This is a genomic window from Psychrobacillus psychrodurans, assembly GCF_050209195.1.
Classification (GTDB): domain Bacteria; phylum Bacillota; class Bacilli; order Bacillales_A; family Planococcaceae; genus Psychrobacillus; species Psychrobacillus psychrodurans.
The window spans coordinates 2,182,787-2,206,625 of record NZ_CP189791.1 but is presented as its reverse complement, the minus strand read 5'-3'; the positions used below and the strand labels follow the sequence as shown (position 1 = coordinate 2,206,625).

The following is a 23,839-nucleotide window of genomic DNA, read 5'->3' as shown; positions in this document are numbered from 1 at the left end:
ATTCTATTATACAAATAACAATTTATTAGGAGGGATTAGTACGTTGAAAACAATAGGTTTAATAGGTGGGATGAGTTGGGAATCATCAAGTGAATATTACCGTTTAATAAATGAAGAAATAAAGAATAAATTAGGTGGATTACATTCAGCCAAATGTATTTTATATAGCGTTGACTTTGACGAAATTGAACGTTATCAGGCAAATGGCGATTGGGAAAGTGCTGGACACACTTTGGGGAATGTGGCAATCTCTTTAGAAAAAGCAGGAGCAGATTTTATTGTTATTTGTACAAACACAATGCACAAGGTAATAAACTATATTGAAGAAAAAATAAATATTCCAATTCTACATATTGCTGATGCGACAGCAAATGAAATAAAGAAAAATAATGTAAATTCAGTTGGGTTACTTGGAACTAAATATACGATGATACAAGACTTTTACAAATCAAGAATTGAAGCTAATGATATCAAGGTATTAATTCCAGATAATGAGGATATAGAACTTATAAATGAAGTGATTTATGAAGAATTATGTTTAGGTAAAATCAATCAAACGTCAAAAGAACATTTTAAAAAAGCTATAAAGAGTTTAGTTGATAAAGGTGCTGAAGGGATTATATTAGGATGTACAGAGATTGGATTATTAATAAAACAAGAGGATTCTGAAGTTCCAATATTTGATACTACAGTAATTCACGCTATTGAATCAGTTAATAAGGCAATTGATAAGTAAGGATACTTTATTCAAATGCTATAGAAATATATAAACGTCACTTACCAAAGAGATTATAGTTGTTTCACTAACGTGGTGTTTTAGCAAAATATGGCCATCATGGTGCAGCACCCCATTAGATGGTCTATTTTTATGTCCAAAACATTAAGTTAATCTCAGATATGCATTGTGAAATGTTATACCTAAACTAACTTAGCAGTTTAGTTGAAGAAAGTAGGGGAGGATTTAATAATTGGGGGTGTTTCTATTGAGACCGATTAGTCAGGATGTTTTGAAGAGATTGACTAACAGTGTGCTTTACTTCAAGAAGAGTAAAGCTTTTTCTTATTGAAACAATGAAGAAATTCACTGGAAGAATAGTGGATTTTTTATTGCCCTTATTGAATAAGCATAATGTGAGAGAAATTCAGTTTGTTGAGAACATAAATAAATATATCATTTGACATTGAAGAGCTCTTAGATAATGAAAACAATAATTTGTATATCCTATAGATTTTTAGTTTCATTCTCTTCGATTAAAAGCTCCAGTGCCTCGCGAAGGAGATTAATATCTTGAAGAATTTGTTTTTTTATTAATTCATTAGGACATTTTTTATAGTCAAATACCAATTGATTGAGTTCCTTTGTAAAGAGTTCCATAGGTTATTCTCCTTCTAACTAGGTCTAAATAGTATTATGAACCATTTTTCTTGTAAGTAAAAGTAAAATGTATTTTAAATACTACTTTAAATTAAGGCAATATTAAAGGAAAATGGTGATTATCGTAAAATGGTATTATGACGTTATTAATGGGAAATAGATGGGAGATAAATATGCGTAATAAGAAGTTAAGGGGTTTAAAACGAAAAACAAGAAATATGATAAAGCGAATATGGGAGGAAACTTCTGATTTTCCTTTGGAGTTTTATAATGGGCATTGGCATCTTCATTTACCAGTTGAACAAAGTTTTATTGATTCCGATAGCACTCCTTCTGGAATTAAGAGACTTTGTGTTCAAACTTTATTAGAACAGGCTAAAAATTTAATTGAAATCAAACCAAATACTCGTAAAAAGTATCGAGTGGTTGTTTATATTAGCTTCCAAGCATTGTTTGATTCTCAAATCATAGTGTTTGCTGGGGATTCTCACTACGATGGGTTCTTTAAAAGAAACGGTGAGTTTCAAAAATGGATTCCCTTGTCCGAAAAAAGAAATTTTGAGAGTGATTGGAGAATAAATATCCCCAAAGATATGAATGTCTTAGGATTTAAAGAAGAAATAATCGATGAAGATGGGGAAATTTATAAAAGAGATACTTGGTTTATAGGTGAATTAAAGTAGGCTAAATATTACATTCTTTTTCAACTAAAGAAGCAGCATTCCTGTTTGAAACTTATTCGAGGTCTTGCAGAAAAAAGAGCCCTCTAGTATGATGCTGAGTGTCAACGTCGAATTGACCCAACATCAAATAGGAGGACTCTATCTATGAATTCTAAATGGAATGAGAAACTAAATCAAGTTACTGAAAACACATTAATTGTCGGCATGGATATCGCTAAACGTACACATTATGCATGCTTCGTAGATGAACGTGGCCGTGTTTTGGAGAAATCTTTTGCCGTGCACCAGTCCAAAGAAGGATTTGAGGTATTATATGAGAATGTACTTCATGCGATGAAAGTTTATGAAAAAACAGATGTGATCGTTGGGATTGAACCCACTGGGCACTATTGGATGAACCTTGCTTATTTCTTAGATAACTATGGAATCCCGCTTGTCATGGTCAATCCAATGCACGTCAAGAAGGCAAAAGAGCTTGATGATAACTTACAGACAAAGAACGATAAGAAAGATGCAGTCGTCATTGCTCGACTGATGAAGGACGGTCGTTTTAGCTATCCCCGTATTCTGAAGAATATCGAGGCTGAGTTTCGGAATGGATCTACACTTCGTTCAAAGATGACAGAGGATTTGTCGGGCATCAAAAACCGAATCGTTCGCTGGCTTGATCGGTATTTTCCAGAGTTTACACAAGTCTATCCAACCTTCGGAAAGATGGCACTTGCTACACTCGAAAAGACACCGTTCCCAAGAGACATCATAGGGAAAACGGCTGAAGAGTTAGTCTTTCTCTACCGGCAGGTAGAGGGGATGAGAGCTCCGCAATTACCAAAGGCTAAACTTCTGATAAACGTAGCCAACAACTCGATTGGATTGAGAGAAGGACTGCAGATGGCACGACTTGAAATCGCCACGCTACTTCGTCAGTACCGATTGTTAGAGGAAGAAATAGAAATGATAAATAGTCACTTAGCCGAGCTGGCTAAGTCCACAGAAGAGTACGTATATCTCACTTCTGTGCCAGGCTTAGGGGATGCCACGATTGTTGATCTGCCCTCAGAAGTCGGTAGTTTTTCACAGTATGAGAATCCACGCCAACTCATCAAACTAGCGGGATTAACATTACGTGAAAATTCATCTGGTCAACATCAGGGGCATAAACATATCTCGAAACGCGGCCGGAAGAGGTTAAGAAGCGTATTATTCAAAGTAATAGTTCCACTGGTTAGACACAACATTGCGTTTAAACATCTTCATGAATATTATACAAGCCGTCAACGAAACCCCCTAAGGGGAAAACAATCGATGGTCGTGCTCTGTGGTAAATTATTGAAGGTGTTACATGGTATTTGTAAGAAGAAAGTTCATTTCAACGAGCAACATATGATGAACGATCTCCACTGTCTCTCAACGGCAGCTTAAGCATTTTTCTATCGAACGAACTATGACAATAAGGATGACACGGAGAAGCCAGCACAATACTAAAATTAAGACCTTGAGTCCCTGGGGCAGCATAGCAGGCCTCTGCCTTATGAATAGACCGAACGAAGGAATGTAAGCGCGCTGACGCTAAGAGACATGGGAGGGTACGTCATCATAAGCATCGCAGAGATCCATTGTGCATCAAATAATGGGTAAGAAAAGCTAATGTTTTCCATTAGTTTTAGCGAAGCGTACGCTCTTCTTGGTAATAAAAACAAGAAATTCAAATCTATGTTTATTTGTTAATAGAAAAATAATTTTTCTCACATCACGAAGTGATGAAAATCGTTGATACTTCAATGTTTATAGAGGGAGTTTAGTTTAAGAAGGAGTTCAGAAGAGTGGGGAAATTAAATAATAGGGGGAGATACAACTGAAAAGAAATATATTTATAGGATTATTATTTTTCATAGTTTTTTAGTCGGGTGTTCAGACGAACAAACATTTGGAAATTATTTTCAACAAAAAATGATAGAAATGCATTTAGATGAAGAAAATTATTCGTATTCACTTGTTGAGAAACAGTTTAATGTCGTACATGAAGAAGATGCAATCGCTGTGAGACATCTGTTCACTACTCACCTAAACATGATGTATTGGTAAATATAAGATTGCTTGAAAAAAAGAAATAAAATCAGAAAAAAGAGTATAATTTAATTATAGAATATTTATAAGAGGAATTGGAATATTCGAATGCTGAAATAAATTTAATATATGAACAAGAGTTTAATTAACAAGATATATTGGATCTAGAAAAGATGAATGTAGAATAGATGTATGGACACATCTTGGTTAAGTCAATAAAATTGAACTAACGAAAGGTCGTGTCTGTATTATGAGTAAAAAACGGTATAACCAAGAATTTAAACAAACAGTAGTGGAGCTTCACAGCTCAGGTACCCCGGTCAGCCAACTATCTAGCGAATATGGTGTTTCAGAAGTAACCATCTATAAATGGATTAAACAGTTCTCTACAATCGAAGGGACAAAGGAATTAACTGTATCCGATGTAGAAATGATTCAAAAAGAAAACCTCCGGTTAAAACAGGAGCTTGAAATCCTAAAAAAGGCTATGACCATATTCGCGAGAAAATAGAGGACGAAGAACTGATCAACTACATTACAAATGAAAGCGGGCATCATCCAGTACAAGTGATGTGTCGCATTTTAAAGATGCCTAAAAGTACTTATTATCATTCATTTCATAAGAAACCGAACAGCTACCACGTGGCCAATGAGGCAATATTGGATCGTATAATAGCCATTCATAAAGGAAGCAAAGGTATCTATGGCGCTCCCAAAATACATCGAGTACTTTTAAAAGAAGGCTATTCTTGCAGTATAAAAAGAGTCCAACGTCTGATGAAACAAGCAGGCATCCAGTCAAACATTGTGAAGAAATACCGTCCAGCAAGCACACAGACACCAGTGGAAGAACGAGAAAATGTGTTGAAGCAAGATTTTACAACAACCACAATCAATGAAAAATGGGTGGCAGATATCACGTATATCCATACACTTCGAGATGGCTGGTGTTATCTAGCGTCTGTCCTCGATTTGCATTCAAAGAAAATAGTAGGCTACAAGTTTTCCCATACGATGACCACAGAAATCGTGTTGTATGCTTTAAAAAGTGCCGTCGATTCCCAAAATCCTTCACCGGGATTGATCATCCATACGGATCTAGGTACCCAATATACAAGTGAGGCATTTCAAGAACAGTTAAAAAAATATGAAATGATTGCATCATTCAGTCGTAAAGGATGCCCTTATGACAATGCATGCATCGAGTCCTTTCATGCCACACTCAAAAAAGAAGAGGTCTATCGGAAACGATATGAAGATTTTGAGAATGCGAGAATCTCCCTATTTCAATATATAGAAGGCTGGTATAATCGTAGACGAATTCATGGAAGCATCGGCTTTGTAACGCCAGAGGCGTATGAAATAATGTGTCGCGCAGCATCCTGAGTCTTAAGGGTAAAAGCCAATCCCCCTCCACATTTTTCATGCACAACATCCATTGGTTAATCTCTCCACGTCCCAAGTAGATTGTCAAAGGCTCTTTTCACTTTGACGATCTACTTGGGATGTGGAACACTCCATGAATGGTGGTTGTGCAGAAAAAACTTAATCTTTTTGTGTCCAGAATCTTGACGTAGATCCAAGATATATGGAAACATTATACTTACAGTAACGGGTGTGCTTAGTTAAATAATCGAGGTGTTTTAAATGACATACTTTAATTTTAACGGGGATGATGGTTAAGTGAACAAAAGAGTAGATGGATTTTACTTTTAGGAATGGTTACTTCGTGGATTAGATTGGGCTATTTAGAATTATATTTGATATTACTACCTGCACTTTATGTTTGTTTTTCAATTAACGATAACAGTATTAAAAAAATAAAAAAAGTGTCAAGTCAATACTACAAGTAGTTTTAATCTTGTTTGCATTTATTGCATCAGTGGGGATAGTATTCGGGTTTATTCAACTAGCCAATTACTTGATCAATGATAAGTTGCACCTAACAGGATGGATGAAGACACTTAGTCAGTTTATTGCTGTTATTCTATCGTTATACCCTATCAAATTTGCATTTAGTAGTGTTGTTTATAAAATAAATAACGATTTAAATACAAGAAATATTGGATAGAATTATTAAAGTAACGGTTCTGTTTAGTTCGTTAATAGGATTTTTTTTAGAGTGTAACAAAGCAAATGAAATATTGGTCTTATATTATTACTTATTGAAAAGCTACGTTTTTTAGAAATTTGCATTTAATGGGTATCATTGTTTGCCTAGGGCTTTGGATATTAGTACACGTGATAGGATTAAGGAATAATGTCTTATCATATCAAGGAGGTATTTCGTGGAACCACTCATTATGGTTTTGTTCGGATTCTTAGTTTGTTTTTGTATTGGTTCTGTACTGAATATACTACTTAAAACGACTCAAAAAAGAGATTGGCTTATTACATTTTTTATAAGTTTAGCTTTAGCAATAATAGTAGTGCCTATATTAAACTCATATTAAAAATTAATATATTATTTGGTTAAAACAGCTGATTATAAGCTAACGGTGTGTTTTAGTTAAAATAAGTTACTCCCTGTAAGGGTTGCTTTCTTATTGAACTCCCATGAGAATTAGTTCTTCAGGAAATGAAAAATGCCAACTTATGAAGACCTCTACTTAATCGTTAAAAAAGAGGAGAGTGTAAATAGAATACGGTTGACTGGATTAAGATCAGTATCAGTATCAGTTTTGACACATCCTAATCATTTTCATACTCTGTAGTTCAGCACGGATGGCTAAAGGGTGCTTAGATAAGATTGTGTTCAAATATCTGTTTAGATAATAAAATTTCGTTTTGAAAGGGAAATTATAAAATGAAAAAAATTAGAGCGATATTTATTGGTGATGTTAGATATGATCAATGTCCTGTTTTTGAACTAAATAATGAAACAAACTACTTTGAAATGCTGATTGATAAAGAAAGCAAATATGAAAAAGAAGTTGTTGAGGAAGATAATGATTTTTTAATTTTTGAAATAGAAAAAGATATTGCAACATTAATGGATTAATATAGCACATTCTTTATAAGAAATACAGGAGAAAGCAAAGGTTTACTTAAGCATTTGGATGAGATTGTTTAATAATTGTCTCTGTTATTATTCAACTAACGCGGCTGCTTAGTTGATTAAGAGGAATATTAAAACTAATAACAAATTAATAAAATACAAGAATATTCAACTAATTCGATATCTCATGGGAGTTGTAAAATCAAAATAATAAGTTCTTTACTTGGTTGTTTTCTAATAATTTTTGTTGGTTTATTGTTTTAGTACCACCATTTTAAAGGAACCTAATAAAAACGTAATGGTTGAAATAGTAGGAATAATTATGCTTGTTTGGGGATTTTTGTTTTGAAAAAATTGCGAATTTTGGAAAACAAAAGCCATCTTAAACTCATAGGTTAGTTGAAGTTTCCATTGCTATGTGAGTACAACCATGCTCCTTAATCTAGTCAATTAACTGTAATAGAAATACAGTTTTAGTTTCACATTTTCATTTTCTGTGGTGTAGCGCTGATTTTGTGCTACATAGATGGCTAACAGGGCAGGCTAGTTCATGTGGTAACAGTATATAGTGTATACATTAGGAAAAATCCACTTGAATCGTAATAAATGAACTATACGATTTAGGGCTTTCTCTTTTTTAGTTTACTATTTTAAGTTGCAAACAATATCTTAATGACGCTTTTCCTCTAAGATATATCCGTCTCGATTTTCTTTCTCAATGTTGAAACTAACATAACAATCATATATTGTTGTATTCAGTCATATGGTTCATCAACTTAAACCATTAAACAGTTTATTAGAGGTGTTTTACAGAATGAATAAACAAGATCAGCTAAAAATAATCAAAGAGGATTTTATTAATAGTCAAAAAGTTCTGTTGGCAATTGGTGATGAAACCCGTCAATCGATCTTATTAGTCCTAATGGGGACGGATTGTCAAACGGGTTTACGTGTAGGTGAAATCACGGAACAAACACATCTCTCACGACCTGCTGTGTCCCATCATCTTAAGATTCTACGAGATGCCGGTGTTATTTTAATGCGTAAAGAAGGAACAAAAAACTATTATTATATTAATGTACGTACAGAATTAGGTTTATTAAGAACACTTGTGTCAGATATTGATAAGTTCATGCAGAACTTTTATTGAAATGAAGGAATTTAAACAGACATTATTTGGAGGTGTAGGCTATGAGAGCAATGGTTATTGAGAGGTATGGGGAAAATCCAATGAGTTTGGTAGAAATGCCCACACCTGAAATTGGGGAAAATGAGGTACTCGCAGAAATTCATGCAGCTAGTATTAATCCAATTGATTTTAAGATACGCGATGGTAAGGTGAAATTGTTAGTTAAATATCAAATGCCACTTATCTTAGGGAATGACTTTGCTGGTGTCATTGTACAGGTTGGCGCAAAAGTGACTCGTTTTAAAGTTGGTGATGAAATATATGCACGTCCTCGTAAGAGTAAAATTGGTACTTTTGCTAAATATATTGCTATTCATGAAGATGACATCGCCTTAAAACCTAAAAATTTGAGCTTTGAAGAAGCGGCGTCTATCCCACTGGTTGGACTAACCACCTATCAAGCTTTAACAGACATTTTGCAATTACAAAAGGGACAAAAGATTTTAATTCAAGCTGGAGCTGGTGGTGTCGGCACCTTTGCTATTCAATTGGCCAAATTAATGGGTGCCAATGTTGCAACGACTGCCAGTGAAGCTGGTGCGAATCTAGTAAAATCTCTTGGTGCTGATGAAATTATAAACTACAAGATAGAAAAATTTGAAGAGATACTGAAAAACTATGATGCCGTATTTGATACTCTTGGGGGCGAGATACTCGAAAAATCATTTGAAGTGATAAAAAGCGGTGGAAAAATTGTTTCCGTTTCAGGATTACCGAATGCTCGTTTTGGCAAAGAATATGGTTCAGGATTTTTTAAAACAATGTTGTTTTTTGCAGCAAGTCATAAACTTACTGCGCTTGAAAAAAAACATAATGCTCAATATACGTTTCTGTTTATGAAGCCAAGTGGAGAGCAATTACGTATAATCACGAATTTTATTGAGACTGGCAAAATCAATCCAGTTATTGATAGAGTTTTTCCTTTTGAAAATGCTCAAAAAGCGATGGAATATGCAGAGTCTGGTAGGGCTAAAGGGAAAATAATATTGAAAATTAAATAGTTATGAAACAAACTATAAAAGTACTGAAAAAAATATTTTAGGAGTAGTCTTAACGTTTGTTTTTATCTTTGCTCTAATTTACTGCTATGTTGGAACCCTCTAAATAAAATAGATTGTGAACTATTGTACTTAAACTCCTATGAGTGCTTCCTGTAAGGGAGAGGAAGTCTGTGATGTACCGAGATAGTTGGAGTCAGACTAAGGGAAGGGCTCTATGGCACCATAGTTCATCTACCTTCTTCTCAGATACTATACCCTAAGAAGGGGGAAAGCCTTTTTTCTTCATCAACTAAAGCAGCAGCTTAGTTGATGAAGAAATTCGAAGTAGATTGGATAAATTCACCAACAATAAACTTGAGAGGTGATCCCCAGATTAAATTAAGAGAGCATAAAAGCTTTGTTCGTTTTTGGACTGCATCCACCACTTCAAATTTTGGCACCTATATTACGACTATTGCTCTACAAGTATTGGTAGTGGTTAATATGGGAGGTAGTGCTGTTGATGTTGGATGGGTATCAGCATCTAGGTGGTTTCCGTATGTATTGTTGGGATTAATAGCAGGGGTTTTTGTTGATCGTTTTCACCTAAAGACTGTATTGGTAGTAACAGATATGGGGCGCGGCATAATATTTGCTTTTATTTGCTTATTAGCTGTTACAGGAGTACTTAGTATTGGTTGGCTAATGATACTGTTGTTGCTCTTTGGAGCCATGTCACTTTTTAATGATGCTGCCCACCAGTCCTTTGTGCCACAATTAGTCCCACGCCCTTTATTAACACGTGCATATGCGCGGCTAGAACAAAGCGCAGCTGTTGCGGAAACGAGCGGTCCAGCCATTGGAGGGGGGCTTGTCTTATGGATTGGTGCACCTTTTGCCCTACTTATAGATGCAGTCTCGTATCTGATTTCAGGTGTTTTAATGGCGACTGTTAAACACCAACCCTCAGATAAAGTAAAGCCCGGTCCACTTGGTAAGCAATCAAGGAAGGTTTGCAATGGGTCTATCAACACCAATACTTAAGTATACTTGCATTAAACACGCATGTTTGGTTTCTTTTCCATAGCATGACTATGACAGTCCTAGTATCCTTCTTTTTGATCGAGCTTGGCTTCGATGCTTCGCTCTTTGGGTTTGCTCTCGCGGCTGCGGGTGTCGGTGCGATCGCTGGAACCTCTCTATCTTCTCGAGCTGGTGAGCGCTTTGGTGTCGGCCGTGCAATGGCTTCTTCGCGAATTCTCTATGCTCCAGCAGTAATTCTGATTGCTTTAGCTCCACCAGCTATCAACTCTGAACCGCAGAACATAGCTATCATTTTTGCGGTAGTAGGGCAGCTCCTGTACGGCTTTTCCATGGGAATCGAAGGTCCTCTCGAAATGGGTTATCGTCAGTTTGTCACGCCCTCCCATCTGCAAGGTCGTATGAATGCCACGCTACGATCTATTAACCGTAGTGCGGTCGTTATTGGTGCCCCGCTAGGAGGTGCCATAGCCGACGGACAAGGGTTCTTGACGGCTTTATGGATATCGATAGCTGGTCTAGCTTTATGCGGACTATGGTTCAGTCTTTCATCGATGAGAAAAGCTCAAATAAAAGAAGTAGAAGAAATCTAAACCTCATTAAAACAATAAGACTCTGACGACCTAGCTAATAATATTATTATTTAAATTTAGAATCTAGCATAGGAACTAGTAGTGTATTAACGGTGTTCAGTTAAAATGAATAAATAAAAAAGTCGATTCCTTAATACTGGAATCGGCTTTTTAAAGCTTATTAATCACAATACCTTTTCTGCTATTTTTTGATTTTGAAATCCATATCTATATATACCTAGCAAAAGAGGAAACATGATAATAAAGGTAAAAACAGCAAGAAATATAATTCCTTCTGTTCCTAGTTCAGCATCTTGAAACCCATAATAAATTATAGATACAACTACATCTATTACAGTAACTATGAATATAATTTTCCAAAAAGATTGAGAATAGAATTGTTTCTTATATACATAACCATAAAATCCTAATGTGTTAATAATGGCAATAATCGTACTCACTATTCTTAATACAGTTTCTCCCCGACCATATTCATTCTCCAAAAACATTGACACTATCAACAAAACTAACATTATCCAAAAATAGATTTTCCAAAGTATGCTTATACCTCCAATTTTCTATATATCATATTGGCAGATATTTCTTTATCAATATACATACAATATTTTCCAAAGTACTGTTTGATGTGAGTTGGCAACCTCGTTAGAAATAAGGCGCATTGTATTGCAATTACCGACTGCAACATCCGTTGAAAAATTAGCTATAGTGATACATGCGGTCTTTGATAAACTGTTTTCCGTGAGTGAAAAACATTCGATTAATAATTGTTATCCATGTGATTTAAAAACTTGGAACAAAATTAATAGCAGTGAATTTCCAAATGAAATAAAACGACATCTAAAAACGACAATAATCAAAAGAAATATTATTAAGCTAAAGGCTTAATTCAAGAAGAAGTAAAATATTTTTCTTTATTGAACTAAGGTGGGGGGTTATTTCATAAAGATTTATATAATAGCTTTTGAAAGAAAGGAAACACAGATGAAAAAGAAAATTAGATTTTTTGGAATTGGATTTTTATTAATGGTTCTTTTATTCGCAGGAACGTTTAAAGTTACAAAGTTAAGGACATTTCAATTATTTGGAGGATTAACATACCAAATTGAAACGGAAAACAAGGTCATTGCTTTAACATTCGATGACGGTCCGACAAAGAACGTGGATCAAATTCTGCCTTTATTACAAAAATATGAGGCAAAAGCTACTTTTTTCCTTATCGGAAATGATATTGAAAAACACCCTGAAGAAGCAAAAAAGTTGGTAGTCGCAGGGCATCAAATTGGAAATCATACCTATTCACACAATAGAATGGTTTTAAAATTTCCTTCATTTATTAAAGAGGAAATAGAAAAAACTGATGAGTTGATCAGAAAGTCTGGATATAAGAGCGAAATTGACTTTCGACCTCCCTATGGAAAAAAACTTGTGGGATTACCTTATTATTTAAATAAGAACAACAGAGAAACTATTATGTGGTCTATAGAGCCTGATAAATATTACACAATTGCTGAAGAAAAAGTAAATTATATAGTGGAAAACATTAAACCCGGCTCGATAGTCTTGCTACATCCAATGTACGATCAAACAGGTGGAGAAATCCAAGTGATTGAAGATATTTTACGAAAACTTACGAACGATGGGTATAAATTTGTGACTGTGGATGAACTTCAGGAATTCTGATTTAAGCTTTTCACTTAAACTAACGAAGCAGTTTAGTTTAAGCTCTAAGTTGTACTAATAAATAAAGGGGAGGTGTAGATGATATGACATTTGAGAATATAGTATATCCAGCATTTATTAAGCAAGAAGAAGGTTTCGGCATTCATTTCCCAACATTGCTCCCAAAGTACGGGTGGGAGACTCCGCTAAGCTCTGGTCCCACGAAAAAAGAGGCAATTCAAAATGCAAAGAAGGCCTTAGCTTATTTGTTGGCTGGTGCTCTATATGATAATGAAGATTTACCAAGTCAAGCACACATTCCTGCTAATCTTGTGACAGAAGAGATGGAACTAATTTTTATTAAAACATCATATAGTGATTATGCAAAGGAAATTGAAGAGCATATACACTTCCGCCATTGGCATATCTATTTTAACAGAGATGAGAAAAGTGATTTTCAAGCTGTTGCATATAAGAATAGGCAAGGACTTTGGGATGTAAAGGTAGATGGTGATTTACCAATCGAAATGGCACAGGAGAAGTTGATACAACTTTGTCCTACATATCCTGTAATTTGTAATGTACGACGTCGAGATGATGCGGAAGAAGCGTTCGACAGTTTAGTACTCAGAGTAAAAAAGATAAAAAAGCAATTGTAGATTATATTGTGGGAAGCTAATCTTGGAATATGGCAAATTAGTTATTAGGGAACCACTAAAGGATAATCCATTTGATCGTTTTAAAGATCCAACCAATTTAGTATCTATACATTATGATGGAGATGATTTGGAATTAACATTCTCGGCATTGAACAGTGGACAGGAATTCAAATTCACATACAATCAAGATGGAACTAATTTTTATGCCATCCCTCATTTTCGTATTCTGAAAGAATTAACAAGAGACAAGAGATGATATTGAAATCCTTATTGGTAAATTACGAGAGGAAATGGAAGTCATAGGATTGGCAAGGTTAGCATACGATCCAACTTTTTACAAAATAGAAAATTCAAGTTTTGAATCCTGGTATAAGGATATTGATCTTTCTTTGCCATTACCTGAGAATTCTTATCTTGAACATCACTTATATATAGCATCCGACTATTTTATAGACGTACTAAGTGAACAACAACCCACTATTAATAAATCAACATAGATAATATAAAAACTGAGTACTATTGTTGAATTTCAACGAAACAACGGCTGCTTGAGTTATACATGACCATCATCTTGATGGTCTATTTTTACGCTGAAATATCAAGAATACTTCGTCTATATGAAATGGATTATTACAATTAACTAACACAGAAGTTTAGTTTAACAACAATTTGTCTCATTTGACGTGAAGTTTTTGTATATAATTATAAAAAAATTCTATTTATTCGCTGAAGGAGATAAATCACTATGAAAATTGATACAAATATAATATTAGAAGGAACAACAATCACTCTTGTTCCTCTTGAGATGAAATATAAGAAACAAGTATATGAAGCTATTAAAAACCCTGATGTATGGAAATATACATGGAGAGAAGTTAAAACATTTGATGATATAGAACAAATATTATTAATAGCTGTACAAAACAAAGACGATGGAAAGCAATTACCTTTTATGGTAAAGGATAAATTGTCAGGTGAAATAATAGGGACAACCCGTATTGGTGATATAGATACAGCAAATCGAAATGTTGAAATAGGATGGACTTGGCTTTCTCCATCAGTTTGGAAAACGAAAGTAAACACAGAATGTAAATTTTTAATGCTTCAATATTGTTTTGAGGAACTGAAGGTACTACGTGTTCAATTTTCAATTAGTGGACAAAATATCCGCTCTCAAAAAGCAGTTGAACGAATAGGGGCAGTAAAAGAAGGAACATTTCGTAAACATAGGATTAAAGCAGATGGAACTATTCACGACAATATATTTTACAGTATCGTGGATACCGAATGGATTGATGTAAAGGGAAAATTGATTAACTTATTGGAGAAGAAATACTGATTTCATTCACATCCAATAGACTGATTTCTATTTTAATAAATAATTTTTTATTCAACTGTCGGGTACTTTAGCAGAACAAGGCTGTCAGTAGACAAACTATATACCTTTTTCACCTACGCGGTAGTTTAGTAGAATTATAGAAAAATGGAAAATCCTTTTAGAATTGGAACCATAATTCGTTTCAAACGTATTAAAGTAAAGGGAAAGTTAGTGAAGAATGTTATAAAAGTGGTGTAGTCTATGAGTGAACGACTTGAATTAAGTTTTAAAAACAAAGAAGTATAAAAATGAAATTTTATTTGGCAGTGACAACATTTATTATAGGAAGCCTCGTTATATTTTATGGTGAACAAAAATATCAGTGTATTCCTTTGGTAGTATTTGTGATAGCATGGACTTTCTTTTATATGTGGCGTTTTTATTACCGTAAGAAACAGAAGAAAGATGTTAAAATTTCTTAATGGCTATTGAGTGCTTTACTTCAAGAAAGTAGGGAAATAAGTTGAGAAAAATCGCAAAGTTGGTAGCTGGTTTATTTAGTGTACTTTTATTAACTGGATGTATAGGGGAAGAGTATGATTACTCACCCCCTAGCGTTACACTTTCTCACAGTGAAGTTAAATTAGCAGATGCGAATATTAATTGGGAAAAAGATGGTACAGTAAAAAAAACAGACAGTTTGGAATTAGCAAGAGAACAACAACAAGCAATTGTTAAGGCTGGACAAGAGAACTTTGTAAATTTTGATAGTCAAGATTTTGAAATCTTAGATTTAACCGTTTCAGTTTGGAGAGATGGTGAACAAATACATTTAGATGTAAATAGACTTAAACAATTTAATTTTCCCAATGAAAAAGGTGAATATTTAGTAGAGGTAAATCTTACTTCTGATTTTGGAACGGCTCAATATGTTGGGAATATTATAGTAGAGTAAATAGATTTTCATGATAGAAATACCGGTTTATTTAGAGGGAACTAACAAGTATGTGAGAAGGGTACTGATTTTTAAACTTACAAAGCAGGTGTTTGTTCAATATGAAATCACAAAAAGAATGCGCAGTTACTGTAAAAAACTGAGATAATGCACATTAGTATAATTACACGACAAAAATAAAATATATTGGAGGTTAATAATGTTATTTATGATATTTGGGGTTATTGCAATAGTATCAACATTTATAAATCTTTATATGTATAGAGCAGGAAAGGATTATAAGCTTGCTATGGCGATGGGATTATCATTTACAGCATTAACACTCTGTGCAGAATACAGTCTTGTATCGGTCTGGGTAGAAGTGGAAGATTGGGCAGCTTTAATGGATGTAGTACCTGGTATGGAAAGGGCATTATGGTTTTTGACAATTGTTTCTATCTTACTAAATATAGCACCTATACTTTTAGAACGAAAAGGTAAGAAATAATAATTTATTGTCACATAATTTATATAATATGCAATTCCTGTGTAAGACTTTATGTATATCTAACGAGAGCTTTACTTCAAGAAGGGGTAAAGCTGTTTTTTCTTGTTGAGCTAACTCGGCAGGTTAGTTTATAACAAGGTTAAAATATAGATAGAAAATATGAACTGGGAGAAGGAGATTTGAATGAAAGATTGTATATTTTGTAATCTAGAATTAGAACCAACCCAAAAAGTTATTTTAAGCAACGAGTATTGTATGTTTTTACAGTTAGAACAAGCACAAGAGAAAGGTATTCAGCTTGAAGGTGCTGGGCTAATTGTACCTAAAAAACATAGGGAAACTGCATTTGACTTAACGATAGAAGAATGGAATGCAACCTATACACTTCTTCATGATGTAAAAAAATTCTTAGATGAAATGTATCAACCTCAAGGATATAATCTCGGATGGAATTGTGGCGAGATTGGAGGACAACATATTTTTCATTCTCATTTTCATGTATTACCGAGGTATGAAGATGAACCACTTGCGGGTAAAGGTATTAGGCATATGTTTAAAAGAGCTGATAATAATAGGATAAATTATGTAATAAAAAGGTGAGCAATTATGAAAATTTATATTGCATTTACCTTAATAAATACAGATCAGATATGTAAGTAAAAGGTTAATATCTCACATGAGTGCTAAATTCTGTGATGCACCGCGGTCGTTGGAGACAGATTAACGGGATGGCTCAATGGCACATAGTTCATCGACCTTCTTCGCCAACCACAGTATCCTATACCCGTTTTACCGTGATCATTCTCTGTGGTGTAGCGATGGTAGTTCGCTACATGGATGGCTAACGGGTGTTTAAATAAAAAAGGACATCAAAATAAAATGAGTTTAGAGAACATATCTAAGCTCATTTTATATACGTAATTTAAATCAACCTTTAACATAGCTTAAAATTAAAAGAAGAATAACAAGAGTCGTCCTAACAAATCTTTATTTTACTATTATCAAGTCCCTTTCGTTTACTTTTTATTTTTTATTCGATAGCATTTGAATAGTGAAGTATTCAATGAGCATTTGTGGAAGGGAAGATATATAGATGAAATTAAGTGTACTAGACCAAGCGCCAGTCACAACTGGCAATACAGCAGCGGAAGCATTAAAAAAAGCAGAAGAACTGGCTATTTTAGCAGATGAACTAGGCTATCACCGTATGTGGATGGCCGAGCATCATGGAACCGATGCGTTTGCAAGTTCGGCACCGGAAGTAATTGCAGCTCACTTAGCTGCAAAAACCAAAAATTTACGTATCGGTACAGGTGGAGTAATGATGATGCACTATTCACCACTAAAGCTAGCCGAAGTATTTAAAACACTGAGTGCACTTTCTCCAGGTCGTATCGACTTCGGTGTTGGACGTGCTCCAGGTGGAGATAATCATGCGATGTACGCCCTTTCGGAAGGACGTCCTCCAATGGTCAATAATATGTATGAAAAACTAGCGATTGCCCTGCAACTGATTAATGACGAAGTTCCAGAAGAAAGCCTGTATAACAGAACGCTTGCGACACCTTCTAAAATCGTGTTACCAGAAGCTTGGTTACTTGGCTCTACTGGTAATAGTGCTGTACAAGCTGGCAGAATGGGTCTCGGATATTCCTTTGCGCAATTTTTCCAAGGTGGTATGACTCCAACTATATTAGATACGTACCGCAAAAACTTTACGCCATCTGCTTTAATGGAGAAGCCAGAGATTAATGTTACCTATCTTGTCACTGCTGCAGAAACAAATGAAGAAGCTGAGTTTCAAGCATTACCGCAGGATATCTCTCGTTTGTCTCTTCTGAAAGGGCAAATTCGTCCATTGATGACACCAGAGGAAGCGCAGGAATACCCATTGACGGAAATGGATCGAATGATGATACAAGAAAATCGTAAAATTCATCTGGTCGGTTCTGCTAAAGAAGTGGCTCAGACTTTACAGGAAGAGCAAGATAATTATGGCTTCGATGAAGTAATGATTTGTAGTATTCCGCATTCACAAGAAAAACGTTTGAATGTCTATCGTTTACTCGCAAAAGAATTGATGTAACTAGCAATTGGGCGCACTTGTCATGGGTGCGTCTTTTTTGTAGCCATTTATTCCCTCTTGAAATAAGAACAAATGTTCTGTATGATAAGTGAAAAAGAAAGAACGTGATAACATGGCTAACTTTGAAGATGATTGGAACCAATTAGATTTATCTCGATTACAGGATCGTGGGTCAAAGAAATGGGTAGCAATGATGGTGCCTGAGCATGTGAAATTGCTTCGTGAGTACAGTGAGGAGATAAAAAAAGAGCCTTGCCCAAACTTAAACGAGTTTGATTATGAAGCTATTCAGGATCAAATCGCACTTGCAATGCAAAGAAATGTTGAAATTAAAATAAAACGGTGGAAAGAGGGAGAGTTTATCTATAACCGCGGTACGATACAATGGATTGATTTGAGGAAAAGAACAATCGAACTAGAGGATCCTTTTCGCTCATTTGAGCTATATATTGATGAAATCGTAGACGTCACCATGTTGGAATAGCAATTACCTAAAACATCATCCTTTCAATGTGGATGATGTTTTTATGTATGAAGTAAAAAGAAGGAGTTTGTCAGGAAGATGTGGAAGATTATTCAAGGAGAATTGATTAGGTAAAAAATTCGAAGGAGAATATGAATGAAAAAGTACACTGTCTTACTCGATATCGTATTCTATATGGCGCTACCGTTTGCAATCTGGACATATGGAAGAGAAAGTCTAGGTGATTACTGGGCGATGCTTTTATCGACAGCACCTGGTTTTATTTATACGATCATAAATTTTGTTAGAGATCGTCAGTTTAATATAACGGGCATTTTTATATTACTAAGTCTACTTGTTGGAACAGTTGTTGATATACTGTCAGGAACTGCAGAGCGGATGCTATGGAATCAAGTATTCGTGGGAGTTTCATTTAGCTGCGTATTCTTAGTATCGATGCTTATTAAAAAGCCGCTTCCCTTATACTTTATGATGGATATGGCACATTTACAAGGATATCCGCGAGAAAGTAGTAGAGTGATTTATTTCAAAAAAGAAATATTACGATGGTTCCAAGTACTTACATTAATTTTTGTACTGAGAGGTATTACTCTAGCACTATTAAAATCCTGGTTGCTAAATAAACATGGAGTAGATGCATATGGCTCCATGCTTATATATTTAAGGGTTACTAGCTGGGTATTCGGTGGAGTAATGATCATAGGGTATATTTTTATTGGAAACGAAATAAAAAAAGTAGTTAGTAAGCTGACAATTGCAAAGAAAGAGATAGAGTTAGTAACAGAATCTAAATAAAAGGGTGAATAATAATGATAAAAGCAGTACTGTTTGATTTGGATGGTACGCTACTGAATAGAGATGAGTCGTTAAAGGTTTTCATCGATAAGCAATATGAGAGACTGTTTGATTTTATAGGTCATATACCAAAAGATACGTATACAACAAGGTTTATACAACTAGATAGTAGAGGGTACGTTTGGAAGGATAAAGTATATCGGCAATTAGTAGAGGAGTTTAGATTAACTAAAGTTACTTGGGAAGAGCTGCTTGAAGATTATGTGAATGAGTTTAAGTTTTGTTGTGTTCCTTTTGATAATCTTTTGTTAATGCTAGAGGAATTAAAGAAAAGAAAGTTGCTAATTGGGATGATTACGAATGGATATGGCCGGTTTCAAATGGATAATTTAAAGGCTTTAGGAATAGAAGATTATTTTCAAGTCATTTTGGTTTCAGAATGGGAAGATATTAAAAAGCCAGATCCCCATATATTTTTACGTGCTGTGGAGAAGCTTAGTGTGCTGCCAAACGAATGCGTTTTTATCGGTGATCATCCAAAAAATGATGTGCAAGGCGCTAAAAATGTAGGAATGATAGGTATCTGGAAGAAAGATATTCACTGGATAGGCGCTCAGGCTGACTATGTAGTAAATGATTTAATGGAAATTCCAGCTTTAGTAGATGGTGTTATGGAAGAGGGAAATATGTATGAGAGGGGGTAAAAGACGCATCAAAATGCAATGCTATTCAGAAGTGTAAAATTGGGGGTTGTTGCATGTTTTTTTATACAGTCATATGTTTATTTTGCAAAAAAGAATTTAAGCTTTATGATAATGAGCCACAGTACCAAAAATATAAACGTAATATGCAGGGGAAATTTTCTTGTCCTACATGTAAAGAACGAATTGAAAGTGATGCGAGAAAAATGAGGCTTTAACCAAACAGCTATGAGTAGATATTTGTATGAAACTCTGGAAAAAAGAAACTTTAATTGAGTGGAGATTGAGGGAATAATGAAAATGCTCATCTTGGGAGCGACTGGTTTTTTAGGTTCAATGATATTTGGATTAGCTTTAAAAACACAAGATATATTCGTACAAGGAACTTCACGTTATGCAAATGAAAATAGAAATATTGTTCAAGTAGATGTAACAGATAAACTATCCTTAGAAAAAGTTATCAATCAACTAGAACCTGAAGTTGTTATCTGGTCTCTTATGAATGGAGAAAAAGAGGATGTACTAATTGATAAAGGACTTATAAATTTATTTACAGTTATTAAGAAAGAAACAAAACTAATTTTCCTATCAACGGATGCCCTTTTCGTAGATGGTGCTGGTAATTACATGGAGTCTGACCAAATAGGTTCGCTTCCAAAGGATACACCTTTACATACATATGTGAATGCAAAAAGAAATGCTGAAAACATCATAAAAACTAGACATTTAAATCACGTAATCCTTCGAACTGGTCCTTTGTATGGAGAGGATTACAATCGAAATATAGAGCAGCGAACCGAAAGGATGCTCAAACTACTCAAAAATGGTGAACAACCTAAAGCAGCTTCAAACTTATATAAGACTTTTGTTCACGTTGAAGATCTATCAAAAGCGATACTTGAAATCTCAAGAAATGAATTTACAGGAATATTACATATGGGACCTATGCAAAAAGAGAGTTATTACTCCTTTTATGTGAAGCGGTTGTTACAGCTTGGATTCGATAATTATGCTATACGGGCGTATTTAATTGAAGAAGGTGATAATTCACATTTACCTCTTGATACTTCCTTAAATACACAAAAGGCAAACTATCTACTAGAAACTAAATTTCGTAATGTCTAGCTGGTCAAATAAAGGGAGAAAGTTCAATTTAGTTGGATGCAATGAACTTTTATACCTCCTTTTTATTCGAAAAAGGAATAATCTTAATACATTCACTGAAACAATTTATCATCCTCGGAGGTGTATTGTTTATATGCTGCATGATGGCAACGAGGAAGTTTAGTTCAATAAGCAGGTTTTTTACTAGAATATAGGAATACTTATGTACTTATTATTAAGAGTTCTATCTCCAAAATACTCGATAGGAGGAATTGTAATTGTGTAATTCTAACATAAATTTTACGAATAGAATGCTAAGTATATTGAGGGATGCAGAAAATGAAGCACATTTTCAAAAATTAGAAGTATTACAGCCAATACATCTCCTAATTGCCTGTTTGAATGAGAAGACAGGAGTTCTAGGAGAGATATCTCTGAAAATTGACTTATATAAGACTACATTGAAAGCTATGATGAAGGATACTTCGTATCAGCATTCGACAAAGAGTTTTTTTTTCAACATCAGGGTAACAAATGAAGTAATTAATGTTATGGAAGTTGCTATTAATTATATGAAAAGGTATAACCAAGTCTATGTAAATGAAGGTCATTTGCTTAAAGCATTATTAACAACTAATGTAGTTGACAGTTTTTTATCAGATGAAAACAGAAAAATAATTTTGTCCCTCGGTACTACTTCACGAGATATGATAACGCATCTTGGAAATTATATAGTCCCAGAAATTAACACCCATCTTATCCGTAAAGTAAATAAAAATGAAATTACTGAACTTGTTCATTTTATTGAAAAAAATTTTTCTACTGAATGGTCTAAGACTATAAGAGAGGCATTCTCATTAAGAAAACCACCGATATACATTGCTTTAGATAATAATGGAGATATTGTTGGGTTTGCTGCTTATGATATTTATAAGAATAAGAAATGTTATTTTGGTCCTATGGGCGTAGCATTATCCAACAGAGTTAACGGGATAGGATATTCTTTACTACATCACTGTTTAAAAGACATGAGTGATATTGGTTATGAGTATGCAATTATTGGTGATGCAGGGCCAATAGAGTTTTATGAAAAAGCGTGTAATGCCGTTGTAATACCTTCAATATAGTTTAAGTGTATAAATTAGACAAAGTACGGTTATTGTAGCTTAGTAATCTAACCGGGGCTTTGTTGGTTCATCAAGCATTTATTGGTTCAATTGTAATTCATGGAGTCTATTTTGCCGGTATGATGTTAGTCGGTTACATAAAAACAAGAAGTTATAAAGCAGATTTTGAAAGGTCGTGGGATAAAGTAGAGACACTTCAAAGTGAAGTAGTTTTTAGTAAGGTTGGTTCTTCTTTTCTTTACTTTACTTATTCACATTTGTAGGAGTGGCTGTAATTTGTGGTATTACACTATTTTCATACAAGAAACTCTTCAACTAACGAGCGCTGCTTTACTCCATAAAAAGTAAAGCTTTTTTTCTGATTGCCTAAAACTAAAGGTACAGTTTAGTGAGGAGATTAATATAAAATGTTTGTTTCAGTCGATTATAGCAGACTTAATTATAGGGGGAGAGACAAATGGGGAAAACAATACATTTTTCTTTTAGTAGTACAAATTATGAAGGAACAGAGGCAAAAGAAACATTCACTTTTGAAAAATTAGGTATTGATGAGGATATGGATAATAAAGCATTAATAATAGAAATTGAAAGACTTTTTCATTCATGGGTTTGGGATAAACTTAATATTTCCTATAGTATAGTCACTGGTGAGGAGAACGCTCTTGGTTCAGATGAAATTCAGCAATAAAAGAAGTTGTTTGTTTGACTAGCGAGGTGCTTAGTAAACTATAGGGTTAATAATGCAGCTCTCTTTTCTGAATGAACTAGCACAGCAGGTTAGTTGAAGAAGGAACAATTAGGAAAATGCAGGAAGAATTTATAGTTTAATGACTATTATAGATGTAGATATAAATCAGTTCATAAGCGCTTTCTCCTTGGTATTAAGTTAAGCATGAAAGGGTTAATTCATTTGAAAACGGTTATTCTTCTCTTTGTATTTCTAACCTCACTATTTTAATAACTGATTTTACGATTAGTAATTCCTAAAAAATATAAGAAACAAATAAAAATCAGAATTGTAGATGAGAGAGTATAAAATTCTTGACACGGAGGAAAGGATCAGATGGTTAGAGTATTTATGCCCATATTAATTGCTATTATGTTGACTGGATGTACTAATGGACTCCCAAACGGTATTCATAGGCCACCAGAAGGAAAAGTTATATTAGATGATGAGCATTACACAATGATTCAAAGTTATTATGAATGGACAGAAGAAGACTTTGACATTACTACAACAGCTAATCCCAATGAATTAGAAGATAATTTCGAAACATTTGTAGCTGAAAAAGGAGATACATTAACATTTAAAATTGATAATAATCCAATTTCCTTTACGGTCACTAAACTGAATGAAGACGGTACTATTGAAAGTGTTCAAATTAAAGATAATAAAATCAATGGACCATTAAAAGAGGGATATTATATTTATGAACTTAATACAACATGGGATCAAGGTAAAGCAACTTTTACTTTTGATATTAATGTACATTAAAAATATAGCGACCTCGGAGTTTCAAAGGATTTTAAACAAGTGT

29 protein-coding genes are annotated in these 23,839 nt (G+C 34.2%); 27 read left to right on the top strand and 2 right to left on the bottom strand.

Going from position 1 to position 23,839, the window contains the following annotated elements; all coding sequences use genetic code 11:
* Positions 1-43: 43 nt before the first annotated feature.
* Positions 44-736, top strand: a complete 693-nt coding sequence (locus ACQCPR_RS10600; protein WP_340929930.1) for an aspartate/glutamate racemase family protein — start codon at positions 44-46, stop codon at positions 734-736.
* A 486-nt stretch (positions 737-1,222) separates the two neighbouring features.
* Here the strand turns inward: ACQCPR_RS10600 and ACQCPR_RS10595 are convergent, their stop codons facing one another.
* Positions 1,223-1,375, bottom strand: a complete 153-nt coding sequence (locus tag ACQCPR_RS10595) for a hypothetical protein (RefSeq protein ID WP_427136999.1) — start codon at positions 1,373-1,375, stop codon at positions 1,223-1,225.
* A 173-nt stretch (positions 1,376-1,548) separates the two neighbouring features.
* Between ACQCPR_RS10595 and ACQCPR_RS10590 the strand changes: the two genes are divergently transcribed.
* The 10 genes from ACQCPR_RS10590 (at position 1,549) to ACQCPR_RS10545 (ending at position 10,926) form a co-directional block, all read left to right on the top strand.
* Positions 1,549-2,058 (top strand): DUF3916 domain-containing protein, encoded by a 510-nt coding sequence (locus ACQCPR_RS10590; RefSeq protein WP_427136998.1) that lies wholly within the window; start codon positions 1,549-1,551, stop codon positions 2,056-2,058.
* A gap of 144 nt (positions 2,059-2,202) precedes the next feature.
* On the top strand, positions 2,203-3,480 hold the full coding sequence (locus tag ACQCPR_RS10585; RefSeq protein ID WP_427136997.1) for an IS110 family transposase: 1,278 nt from the start codon (positions 2,203-2,205) through the stop codon (positions 3,478-3,480).
* A gap of 895 nt (positions 3,481-4,375) precedes the next feature.
* Positions 4,376-5,511, top strand: a protein-coding gene (locus tag ACQCPR_RS10580; RefSeq protein ID WP_427136996.1) for an IS3 family transposase whose coding sequence is annotated in 2 segments (ribosomal slippage) — positions 4,376-4,601 and positions 4,601-5,511 — 1,137 coding nt in all. Because the reading frame shifts where the segments join, the coding sequence is not laid out codon by codon here.
* Between the two features lie 475 nt (positions 5,512-5,986).
* Positions 5,987-6,196, top strand: coding sequence for a hypothetical protein (locus ACQCPR_RS10575; protein ID WP_427136995.1), 210 nt, complete (start codon positions 5,987-5,989; stop codon positions 6,194-6,196).
* Between the two features lie 217 nt (positions 6,197-6,413).
* Positions 6,414-6,578 carry a hypothetical protein gene (locus ACQCPR_RS10570; RefSeq protein ID WP_427136994.1) on the top strand — a complete coding sequence of 55 codons (165 nt, stop codon included), beginning with the start codon at positions 6,414-6,416 and terminating at the stop codon, positions 6,576-6,578.
* 353 nt (positions 6,579-6,931) lie between these two features.
* Positions 6,932-7,126 carry a hypothetical protein gene (locus tag ACQCPR_RS10565; protein ID WP_427136993.1) on the top strand — a complete coding sequence of 65 codons (195 nt, stop codon included), beginning with the start codon at positions 6,932-6,934 and terminating at the stop codon, positions 7,124-7,126.
* 811 nt (positions 7,127-7,937) lie between these two features.
* The gene (locus ACQCPR_RS10560; protein ID WP_427136992.1) at positions 7,938-8,273 is read left to right on the top strand and encodes an ArsR/SmtB family transcription factor; all 336 of its coding nucleotides are present in this window, start codon (positions 7,938-7,940) and stop codon (positions 8,271-8,273) included.
* 41 nt (positions 8,274-8,314) lie between these two features.
* On the top strand, positions 8,315-9,313 hold the full coding sequence (locus ACQCPR_RS10555) for an NADP-dependent oxidoreductase (RefSeq protein ID WP_427136991.1): 999 nt from the start codon (positions 8,315-8,317) through the stop codon (positions 9,311-9,313).
* Positions 9,314-9,622: 309 nt separating this feature from the next.
* Positions 9,623-10,336 (top strand): MFS transporter, encoded by a 714-nt coding sequence (locus tag ACQCPR_RS10550; protein ID WP_427138934.1) that lies wholly within the window; start codon positions 9,623-9,625, stop codon positions 10,334-10,336.
* Entirely contained in the window at positions 10,306-10,926 is a 621-nt protein-coding gene (locus ACQCPR_RS10545; RefSeq protein ID WP_427136990.1) for an MFS transporter, read from the top strand. Before ACQCPR_RS10550 ends, ACQCPR_RS10545 begins: the two co-directional genes overlap by 31 nt.
* Positions 10,927-11,090: 164 nt before the next feature.
* Here the strand turns inward: ACQCPR_RS10545 and ACQCPR_RS10540 are convergent, their stop codons facing one another.
* Complete coding sequence (locus ACQCPR_RS10540; RefSeq protein WP_427136989.1) at positions 11,091-11,429, bottom strand: hypothetical protein; 339 nt, start codon at positions 11,427-11,429, stop codon at positions 11,091-11,093.
* A 478-nt stretch (positions 11,430-11,907) separates the two neighbouring features.
* Here ACQCPR_RS10540 and ACQCPR_RS10535 point away from each other — a divergent pair, with 478 nt between their 5' ends.
* The 16 genes from ACQCPR_RS10535 to ACQCPR_RS10460 all read left to right on the top strand — a co-directional run bounded on the left by ACQCPR_RS10535 (position 11,908) and on the right by ACQCPR_RS10460 (position 23,796).
* Positions 11,908-12,606, top strand: coding sequence for a polysaccharide deacetylase family protein (locus ACQCPR_RS10535; RefSeq protein ID WP_427136988.1), 699 nt, complete (start codon positions 11,908-11,910; stop codon positions 12,604-12,606).
* 83 nt (positions 12,607-12,689) lie between these two features.
* On the top strand, positions 12,690-13,244 hold the full coding sequence (locus ACQCPR_RS10530; protein ID WP_427136987.1) for a type II toxin-antitoxin system HicB family antitoxin: 555 nt from the start codon (positions 12,690-12,692) through the stop codon (positions 13,242-13,244).
* 22 nt (positions 13,245-13,266) lie between these two features.
* A complete protein-coding gene (locus ACQCPR_RS10525) occupies positions 13,267-13,500 on the top strand; it encodes a hypothetical protein (protein ID WP_427136986.1) in 234 nt (77 codons plus the stop codon).
* A 49-nt stretch (positions 13,501-13,549) separates the two neighbouring features.
* Positions 13,550-13,741 carry a hypothetical protein gene (locus ACQCPR_RS10520; RefSeq protein ID WP_427136985.1) on the top strand — a complete coding sequence of 64 codons (192 nt, stop codon included), beginning with the start codon at positions 13,550-13,552 and terminating at the stop codon, positions 13,739-13,741.
* 248 nt (positions 13,742-13,989) lie between these two features.
* Positions 13,990-14,583: a GNAT family N-acetyltransferase gene (locus ACQCPR_RS10515; RefSeq protein ID WP_427136984.1), complete on the top strand. Its 594-nt coding sequence runs from the start codon at positions 13,990-13,992 to the stop codon at positions 14,581-14,583.
* Between the two features lie 502 nt (positions 14,584-15,085).
* Positions 15,086-15,517, top strand: coding sequence for a hypothetical protein (locus ACQCPR_RS10510; protein WP_427136983.1), 432 nt, complete (start codon positions 15,086-15,088; stop codon positions 15,515-15,517).
* Positions 15,518-15,716: 199 nt separating this feature from the next.
* On the top strand, positions 15,717-16,004 hold the full coding sequence (locus tag ACQCPR_RS10505) for a hypothetical protein (RefSeq protein ID WP_427136982.1): 288 nt from the start codon (positions 15,717-15,719) through the stop codon (positions 16,002-16,004).
* Positions 16,005-16,187: 183 nt separating this feature from the next.
* Positions 16,188-16,604: an HIT family protein gene (locus ACQCPR_RS10500; RefSeq protein ID WP_427136981.1), complete on the top strand. Its 417-nt coding sequence runs from the start codon at positions 16,188-16,190 to the stop codon at positions 16,602-16,604.
* A 493-nt stretch (positions 16,605-17,097) separates the two neighbouring features.
* A complete protein-coding gene (locus ACQCPR_RS10495) occupies positions 17,098-18,090 on the top strand; it encodes an LLM class flavin-dependent oxidoreductase (protein WP_427136980.1) in 993 nt (330 codons plus the stop codon).
* 112 nt (positions 18,091-18,202) lie between these two features.
* Positions 18,203-18,574: a YolD-like family protein gene (locus tag ACQCPR_RS10490; protein WP_427136979.1), complete on the top strand. Its 372-nt coding sequence runs from the start codon at positions 18,203-18,205 to the stop codon at positions 18,572-18,574.
* A 135-nt stretch (positions 18,575-18,709) separates the two neighbouring features.
* Positions 18,710-19,369, top strand: a complete 660-nt coding sequence (locus ACQCPR_RS10485) for a VC0807 family protein (RefSeq protein WP_427136978.1) — start codon at positions 18,710-18,712, stop codon at positions 19,367-19,369.
* Positions 19,370-19,383: 14 nt separating this feature from the next.
* Positions 19,384-20,073 carry an HAD family hydrolase gene (locus ACQCPR_RS10480; RefSeq protein WP_427136977.1) on the top strand — a complete coding sequence of 230 codons (690 nt, stop codon included), beginning with the start codon at positions 19,384-19,386 and terminating at the stop codon, positions 20,071-20,073.
* Between the two features lie 291 nt (positions 20,074-20,364).
* The gene (locus ACQCPR_RS10475) at positions 20,365-21,195 is read left to right on the top strand and encodes a sugar nucleotide-binding protein (protein ID WP_427136976.1); all 831 of its coding nucleotides are present in this window, start codon (positions 20,365-20,367) and stop codon (positions 21,193-21,195) included.
* Between the two features lie 257 nt (positions 21,196-21,452).
* Positions 21,453-22,301, top strand: a complete 849-nt coding sequence (locus tag ACQCPR_RS10470) for a GNAT family N-acetyltransferase (protein ID WP_427136975.1) — start codon at positions 21,453-21,455, stop codon at positions 22,299-22,301.
* Positions 22,302-22,758: 457 nt separating this feature from the next.
* Positions 22,759-22,989 carry a hypothetical protein gene (locus ACQCPR_RS10465; protein ID WP_427136974.1) on the top strand — a complete coding sequence of 77 codons (231 nt, stop codon included), beginning with the start codon at positions 22,759-22,761 and terminating at the stop codon, positions 22,987-22,989.
* 375 nt (positions 22,990-23,364) lie between these two features.
* Complete coding sequence (locus ACQCPR_RS10460) at positions 23,365-23,796, top strand: hypothetical protein (RefSeq protein ID WP_427136973.1); 432 nt, start codon at positions 23,365-23,367, stop codon at positions 23,794-23,796.
* The last annotated feature ends 43 nt before the right edge of the window (positions 23,797-23,839 follow it).

Coding starts and splice junctions, on each gene's coding strand:
- ACQCPR_RS10535 (WP_427136988.1), top strand. CDS start 11,908: ATGAAAAAGAAAATTAGATTTTTTGGAATTGGATTTTTATTAATGGTT.
- ACQCPR_RS10555 (WP_427136991.1), top strand. CDS start 8,315: ATGAGAGCAATGGTTATTGAGAGGTATGGGGAAAATCCAATGAGTTTG.
- ACQCPR_RS10485 (WP_427136978.1), top strand. CDS start 18,710: ATGAAAAAGTACACTGTCTTACTCGATATCGTATTCTATATGGCGCTA.
- ACQCPR_RS10560 (WP_427136992.1), top strand. CDS start 7,938: ATGAATAAACAAGATCAGCTAAAAATAATCAAAGAGGATTTTATTAAT.
- ACQCPR_RS10465 (WP_427136974.1), top strand. CDS start 22,759: ATGGGGAAAACAATACATTTTTCTTTTAGTAGTACAAATTATGAAGGA.
- ACQCPR_RS10490 (WP_427136979.1), top strand. CDS start 18,203: ATGGCTAACTTTGAAGATGATTGGAACCAATTAGATTTATCTCGATTA.
- ACQCPR_RS10515 (WP_427136984.1), top strand. CDS start 13,990: ATGAAAATTGATACAAATATAATATTAGAAGGAACAACAATCACTCTT.
- ACQCPR_RS10565 (WP_427136993.1), top strand. CDS start 6,932: ATGAAAAAAATTAGAGCGATATTTATTGGTGATGTTAGATATGATCAA.
- ACQCPR_RS10495 (WP_427136980.1), top strand. CDS start 17,098: ATGAAATTAAGTGTACTAGACCAAGCGCCAGTCACAACTGGCAATACA.
- ACQCPR_RS10595 (WP_427136999.1), bottom strand. CDS start 1,375: ATGGAACTCTTTACAAAGGAACTCAATCAATTGGTATTTGACTATAAA.
- ACQCPR_RS10480 (WP_427136977.1), top strand. CDS start 19,384: ATGATAAAAGCAGTACTGTTTGATTTGGATGGTACGCTACTGAATAGA.
- ACQCPR_RS10530 (WP_427136987.1), top strand. CDS start 12,690: ATGACATTTGAGAATATAGTATATCCAGCATTTATTAAGCAAGAAGAA.
- ACQCPR_RS10585 (WP_427136997.1), top strand. CDS start 2,203: ATGAATTCTAAATGGAATGAGAAACTAAATCAAGTTACTGAAAACACA.
- ACQCPR_RS10500 (WP_427136981.1), top strand. CDS start 16,188: ATGAAAGATTGTATATTTTGTAATCTAGAATTAGAACCAACCCAAAAA.
- ACQCPR_RS10550 (WP_427138934.1), top strand. CDS start 9,623: ATGAAGAAATTCGAAGTAGATTGGATAAATTCACCAACAATAAACTTG.
- ACQCPR_RS10505 (WP_427136982.1), top strand. CDS start 15,717: ATGTTATTTATGATATTTGGGGTTATTGCAATAGTATCAACATTTATA.
- ACQCPR_RS10590 (WP_427136998.1), top strand. CDS start 1,549: ATGCGTAATAAGAAGTTAAGGGGTTTAAAACGAAAAACAAGAAATATG.
- ACQCPR_RS10475 (WP_427136976.1), top strand. CDS start 20,365: ATGAAAATGCTCATCTTGGGAGCGACTGGTTTTTTAGGTTCAATGATA.
- ACQCPR_RS10460 (WP_427136973.1), top strand. CDS start 23,365: ATGGTTAGAGTATTTATGCCCATATTAATTGCTATTATGTTGACTGGA.